General features: G+C 66.7%; 5 protein-coding genes and 2 pseudogenes. 5 read left to right on the top strand and 2 right to left on the bottom strand.

Annotated elements, in window-relative coordinates; genetic code table 11:
• A pseudogene (locus ACWELQ_RS33805) lies at positions 1 to 245 on the bottom strand (hypothetical protein); the annotation flags it as partial.
• A 993-nt stretch (positions 246 to 1238) separates the two neighbouring features.
• Between ACWELQ_RS33805 and ACWELQ_RS33800 the strand changes: the two are divergent.
• The 4 genes and pseudogenes from ACWELQ_RS33800 to ACWELQ_RS33785 all read left to right on the top strand — a co-directional run.
• Positions 1239 to 2828, top strand: a complete 1590-nt coding sequence (locus tag ACWELQ_RS33800; RefSeq protein WP_452401093.1) for an ArnT family glycosyltransferase — start codon at positions 1239 to 1241, stop codon at positions 2826 to 2828.
• 58 nt (positions 2829 to 2886) lie between these two features.
• The gene (locus tag ACWELQ_RS33795) at positions 2887 to 3240 is read left to right on the top strand and encodes a DUF1801 domain-containing protein (RefSeq protein WP_452401092.1); all 354 of its coding nucleotides are present in this window, start codon (positions 2887 to 2889) and stop codon (positions 3238 to 3240) included.
• Positions 3233 to 4531, top strand: coding sequence for a DUF2786 domain-containing protein (locus ACWELQ_RS33790; protein WP_452401091.1), 1299 nt, complete (start codon positions 3233 to 3235; stop codon positions 4529 to 4531). Before ACWELQ_RS33795 ends, ACWELQ_RS33790 begins: the two co-directional genes overlap by 8 nt.
• 74 nt (positions 4532 to 4605) lie before the next feature.
• Positions 4606 to 5046: pseudogene (locus tag ACWELQ_RS33785) on the top strand (DUF2834 domain-containing protein); the annotation flags it as partial.
• A gap of 3 nt (positions 5047 to 5049) precedes the next feature.
• Here ACWELQ_RS33785 and ACWELQ_RS33780 read toward each other — a convergent pair.
• Positions 5050 to 6294 (bottom strand): cytochrome P450, encoded by a 1245-nt coding sequence (locus ACWELQ_RS33780; protein WP_452401094.1) that lies wholly within the window; start codon positions 6292 to 6294, stop codon positions 5050 to 5052.
• Positions 6295 to 6530: 236 nt separating this feature from the next.
• On the opposite strand from ACWELQ_RS33780, the gene ACWELQ_RS33775 reads away from it, so the two are divergent.
• Positions 6531 to 6723 (top strand): helix-turn-helix domain-containing protein (locus ACWELQ_RS33775; protein ID WP_452401090.1); only part of this gene is annotated, 193 nt, incomplete at its 3' end.

The following is a 6723-nucleotide window of genomic DNA, read 5'->3' as shown; positions in this document are numbered from 1 at the left end:
CTGCCCGCACCCAGCGCGGCACTCCCGGTGCCCGCACCGACGGCCCACGGCGCGGCGGCCACACTGCCGGTCCCCAGCGCCGCGCTGCCGCTCGCGATCAGCCCGGCCAGCCCGATTCCCGTTGCGGCGCTTCCGGTTCCGGCGAGCGCCACGGGGGTGACCGCCGCTCCCGCGGGTGTCGACGCCGCGCCGATCGCGGCCATTCCGCACGCCAACCCGAGCACTGTCAGTCTTGCTACCAGCATGGTCGAGCACCTTTCGCCGGAGAATCCCGCGCGACCCGACATCGCGCGATCACGGCCGACCTTAAGATGAACCGCTCGGTCTCACAGTGTTCGAATCAGCCATCCAGCTATCCGCAAATGTCGATAGCGATTGGCTATTCACCGGCGGGCTTGAAGTGGAAACCATTGCCACGGAACAACTTCGATACAGTTGTTACCAGATGGAACCAATGAGGCCGGTGAGGGAAGCGGCAAGCGAACTACTGGTTACAACCAATCAACCCGAGCCGACCCCCGACACGGTCCGCTCGCCACCCCCATGACATCGATCACATCAGCCCCGCACAGGGGCCGATGCGCCGCCCCTAACGGTGTTCGGTGTTCGCGTAGGCGGAACCCGAACTCGCCACTCCGGCGGCTCCCGACAACAGACTCATGATGACTCCAAGTATGGCGCCCATGTTGATCTACATTCCTCACTGCGGTTGCATTGGTGGATCTTTGTTTTCACGACAACCGTTATCACATGCCGATGCGGCACGCGGCGGATGCGAATCCGCCATCGGATCGGTAGCCGAATCCGCCGGGCACCCAAAGTAAACAAAGGGAGAACAGCCGCAGAATTCGAATGTGAAGGGATGGCAATTCACTTATTGAGACCATTGACAGCCCTCGACATCGAGTGGCGCCGTTCACATTCCAGCACCTCGCGACATGAGTAGCCAGATAGGTCGCCGAATAGGTCACCGAATCTGTCATTGCGAGTCATCGAATCGAATCCGACGCCTTGACCAGCGGGAATCGGAATTAGATCGAACCTCGCGAGGGCGCAGCGCATTTGCGAAGACTTCGGATACGCATTAACGTCACGCGAAACTGCATAATCCGAGCAGGATTGCGAGCTCTCGCGCTCATCAAGTTCGCTGCCGGGGAGGAAACAGTTCGTCAGCGGACAGATGCGATGCCACCGGAGGGAGTGTGGCGTCGCCTGTCGGAAAGCATCAGGGGCAGTTCATGACAGCGGTCGTTTCGGTTCATACCGAACCGGAAGACATTACCGATATCCATCCACCGTTCGCGTTCCGCGGCGTCGCCGTGATGGCCGCGATCTCCACGATCGTGCTGACCGTGACGGCGGGTCGCTACGAGTTCTTCGGCGACGAACTCTATTTCCTCTCCGCCGGACGGCGCCTGGACTACACCTACGCCGATCAGGGCGTGGTGGTCGCCTTCTTCGCGCACCTGGCGGACCTGCTGGCGCCGGGATCGGTGACGGCGGTACGGTTTCCGGCCGTCCTGATGGCGGTCGGCGCGATCGTGGTGTCGGCGTTGATCGCCTACGAGTTGCGCGGCAGCCGCCGCATCCAGTTGCTGGCCGCGGGCACCTACGCCACCTCGTATCTGCTGGTGACCCAGTGCGCGCTGAGCACGTTCTCCTTCGACGCCACCCTCACCGCCGTGATCACCTGGCTGTTCATCCGCTTGGTCCGCACCCGGCAGGACCGGCTGATCATCATCGCGGGATTGGTTGCGGCCCTTGACATGCAGGTGAAGTGGATGATTCCGCTGGTCTGGGCATGCCTGGGCGTGGCGGTCATCGTATGCGGTCCCCGCGAGATCCTGCGCCGCCCCGCGCTGTGGATCGCCACCGGCATTCTCGCCCTGTCGCTGGTCCCCATCCTGTACTGGCAGTCGCAGCACAATTGGCCGCAGCTGGCCATGGGCAGCATCATCGGCGCGGAGCAGGACGCCACGGGCTACGGCCCGCCCGGCTTCTTCCCGCAGTGGCTCGGCTTCGCCGGATTCCTCGGCACGGTGCTGATGGCCATCGGATGCTGGGCCGTCGTCAAGCAGAAGTCGTTGCGCCCCTATCGTTTCATCGCCGTCGCGCTGCTGCTGATGACCGCGTTCGTCGTCATCACGCACGGCCGCCCGTACTACCCGACCGGCTTCTTCCCCGCCATGTTCGCCATCGGCGCGGTCGGTTTCGCGCAGTACCCCCGCAAGCGGTGGATGAACCTGGCGGTGATTCCGCTCGTCGCGATCACCGTGGTGACCTACATCGGCACCCTCACCGTGTTGCCGCTGCCGCCGAGCTGGCGCAGCCAGACCGAGAACGCCATCGATCTCGGCATCCGCTCGGCGTTCTGGGGCACCACCAACTGGGACCGCATGGTCGCCGCCGTCGACGCCGGCTACGAAACCCTCACCCCGGAGGAGAAGGCCCACTCCGCCATCCTCACCCAGGGCTACTGGCAGGGCGGCGCGGTCGAGGAGTTCGGCGGCAAATACGACCTCCCCGCCACCTACAGCCCCAGCCGCGGCTTCGGATTCTTCGGTCCCCCACCGAATTCGGTCACCACGGTCATCTTCGTCGGCCTCGACACCGCCGAACCCGGCCTGCGCACCCACTTCACCGACGTCGAACGTGTCGGCACCCTCGACGATCCGATGGGCATCCCCGGCATCGACCGCATGGTCGGCGTCTGGAAACTGAAGGGCCCCAAGCAGCCCTGGTCGACGCTCTGGGATTCCATGACGACCCTCTACTTCGACCTCGGCCACTGGCACGACCCCCGAGCCACCACCCGCCCGGTCCACTGACCGCCACCCGTGGCCACCGCTCGCCGCCCGGGTGTTCGCGTCGGCCAGAATTGACGGCATGGATGACGCTGTCGGCAGGTATCGCGAAGGGATCGCCCCCGCGCAGCGGGCGCTTTTCGACCGGCTGCATCGGCTGATTCTCGACACGTGTCCCGAGGCCGAGGTCGCCATGGCCTATGACATGCCGGTGTATCGGGTGGGCAAGCGGCGGCTGCATATCGGGTCGTGGAAGCACGGGCTGTCGGTGTATGTCGCGCCGGGGCGGGATGGCGGGTTCTCGGCTCGGCATCCCGAACTCGCTTCGGGGAAGAGCACTATCAAGCTCGAGGCTGGGAGCGCGGCGGGGATTTCGGATGCGGAGTTCCGGGATCTGGTGCGTGCGGCGCTCGTCGACGGGGACGCGCGTGGGTAAGCCGAATCGCAAGCATCGGGCGGCCAGGCAGCGGGCGCGAGCGGGCGGGGCCGATTTTTCGAGCCTGGCCGGGACCGACGGGCGGCCACCGACCGGCGAGGACATCGGCAACGCGATCATGACGGCCGCCATGGACGCGGCCAAGCGAGAGGTGCGCGGTTCGGTGGCCGGTGAGCCGGTCATCGCGTTCGCCGTGCGGCTCGAGCCGGATGACCCACTGCGGGCCGAGGTCGAACGCGGGGTAGCGCTGGCGGGGCGGCACCTGGTGACGCGGGTCTTCGAGAACGGCTGGCTGCCCGCAGACATTCAGCAGGCGGCGCGACGGCGGGTCGACGAGTTCGCGGCCGGGTATCTGATCGACACCATCGCCGCGTTCATGACCCCTTTCGACTCGGCGACCGTCGAGGAGACCTGGACCGCGCAGCTGCGTGAGCTGTCGGCGGAGGTGTGGTGGTCGGAGTCGGCGGCGCACTTCGGCCAGTGGGCGGCGAAACACATGCTGACCACCGCCGAAGCGCTCGGCACCGTGATCGAGGCGCTGGCGCTGCTGATGCTGCTGCCGCGGCTGGAACTCATCCGGCCGTTGCCCGGCACGGCACGCGCGACGGTCGTCCCCCACCACCTCGACGAGAAGATCCTCGGCCGGGTGCGCGGCCTGCTCGCCAAGGCCGAGTCCACCTCCTTCCCCGAAGAGGCCGAGACCCTGTCGGCCAAGGCGCAGGAGTTGATGACCAAGTACGCGCTCGACCGGGTGCTCGTCGACGCCGACCATGCCGTACCGGATCTGCCTGGGGCTCGGCGCATCTGGCTCGACACCCCCTACACCGACGCGAAGGCGCTGCTGATCGACGTGGTCGCCGGGGCCAACCGCTGCCGCGCCATCTTCGCCTCGGCCTGGGGTTTCATGACCGTCATCGGTGACGACGCCGATCTCGACGCCGTCGAACTGCTGTCCACCTCGCTGCTGGTGCAGGCCACTCGCGCCATGATCGCCGACGGCGACAACGCTTCCGGCACCGACGAGTCCCGCAGCCGGGCCTTTCGCAAGGCGTTCCTCATCGCCTACGCCACCCGTATCGGCGAACGCCTCGCCGCGGCCACCGCCGCCACCATCGCGGAATCCCCAGAGCCGCAACGACTCCTGCCGGTGCTGGCCTCCCACCAGCAGGCCGTCGACAAGGCTTTCGAGACGTTGTTCCCGCAGGCCCGCAACCGCGGCATCACCATTCGTAGCGCGGCCGGATGGGATGCGGGCCGCGCCGCCGCCGATCGCGCCCGCCTCGAGCCCTGAGGATCGCGCACCCGCGCTGACGGGGAGGCGTCAACCCGGTCATGCGCGAGGCCGCAGGACCCTACACTCCGGCGATGTACGTTGTCAGCCTTGCCGTGCACGCGATCCTGGGTGTCGCGGTGACGGCCTGGATCCTCCGCGAAAGCCGTTCCGCCTTCACCACCACCCGCGTCAGCCGACTCGAATTGGCCTATTGGGCGGTCGGTTTCGCCTCGGTGGCGCTGGGCTGGTTCTTCAATATCCGCTTCGTCCTCGAATACCATCACGTCAGCCTCAACCCGCTCTGGGGCCCCGGCGCGAGCTGGACCGAGTACGTCTACCTCATGTTTCCCAACTGGGCGGCCGACTCCGCCTCCCAGGACTACCTGTTCCTCAATGTCGCGGTCCTGCCGCTCATGTCGATCGCGGGCGGCCTGCGACACCGCATTCCGAAACCCTGGCTGTTCTTCGTCGTCAGCCTGTTCACCAGTGCCGCCTTCGGATTCGTGCTCTACCTCATCGTCGCCGACCGGCGGCGCTCAGCGGGCGGTCATGCGCAGGGGAAGGTGGCGGATGCCGGTGTGCCGGCTGCTGCGGGTCCACTCGACCGGGCCCGCGAGCTCGAAGGCGTCGAAGCGGGCGAGGAGTTCGGCGAAGACGACGCGTAGCTCCAGGCGGGCCAGGTGCGCGCCCAGGCAGAAATGGATGCCGTGACCGAAGCCCAAGTGCGGGTTGGGATCCCGGTGGATGTCGAAGGTGTTCGCGTGGGGGAAGCGGTCTTCGTCGCGGTTGGCCGACGCCTCCCAGACGAGGACCTTCTGCCCGGGCGTCAGGCGGTGGCCGCCGAGTTCGGTGTCGCGGGTGACGGTGCGGCGCTTGGACGGCGAGGGCGCGGTCCAGCGCACGATCTCCTCCACGGCGGTCGGCAGCAACTCCGGGTCAGCGCGCAATTCGGCCAGCTGGGAAGGGTTTTCGAGCAGCGCGAGCAGTCCGGCGGCGATGGCGTTGCGGGTGGTGTCCGAGCCGCCGGAGAACAGCAGATTGAAGAACGACCGCAGCTCCTCGTCCGAGAGCCGCGACGGGGTCTCCTCGGGCATCTCGGCATGCACGACCAGCGACAGCATGTCCGTGCCGGGATGCTCACGCCGCAGCGCGATCTGGGCGAGCCCGTAGCGGTAGAGCTCCTCCATCGAGGACTTCCGTGCCGGGCTCATGGTCAGATAGTCCTGCCCGTCGGGAATGTCGAAAACGTGCTCGATGAGACCGAAGAGGTGATGGCGGTCGGCTTCCGGGATGCCGAGCAGGAAACAGATGGCCTGCATCGGCAGTTCCGCGGCGATCTCGGTGAGAAAGTCGTGCTCTGCCCCGCTCACCACGGTGTCGAGCAACCGACCGGTCCGGGCTCGTAGGTCGTCTTCCAGCCCGCGAATCGTCCTGGGCGTCAGCCCTTTCGACACCAGTCGCCGAATCCGGGCGTGCCGCGGATCATCCATCATGTTCAGCACCACCCCCGCCATCGGCAGATCCTGCAGCACGGTCCCGCCGTAGGGCCGAGTGCCGCCGGTCTCGGAGGAGTACGTCACCGGATCGGCCAGCACCGCCTTGGTCTCGGCGTAGGTCGCCACCGACCAGAAACCCTCGCCGTCGGGGGTGTGTGAGGTGGGTTCGTGCCAGAACACCGGGGACTGTGCGCGGTGCACGGCGAAGAGTTCGTGCGGGAACCCCGCGGCGAAGTTGTCCAGATCGGTGAGATCCATGGAGGAGAGCGACACTGCCATGGCCAACACGCTATACAGACCGCGCTCGGGCGGAGGGCGACTCGGTCGATCGCCGGTCGGATGGTGCCGTGGATTCGCTTCCGCGACAGCCGGATACCGAGTTGCGTACGCCACACTCGCCGAAACCGAGCCACACCGACCAGCAGGTTTTCACTGGGGGTGGGTGCGTGATTCACGTTGCGACCGGCCGAGTCTTGACTCCGCTGAATCGAAATGATTCGATCTGAATCATCATGATTCCAGTGAATCGACCCGCACAGGGCGCCACCGACGCAGCGGACACCGCCGCGAATCCGGTTGCGCACCAGTCGCGCCCGCGCCAGCAACTGGGCGCGGAGCTGCGACGGCTGCGGGACATCGCCGGAATCTCCGGGCGCGAGCTCGCCAAGCGCGTCGGCATCAGCCAGTCCACGCTGTCGCGGATCGAGGCCGGGC

This window comes from Nocardia sp. NPDC004722, assembly GCF_053601505.1.
The sequence above is the reverse complement of the archived record's forward strand: the minus strand, read 5'-3'. Positions and strand labels throughout refer to the sequence as shown.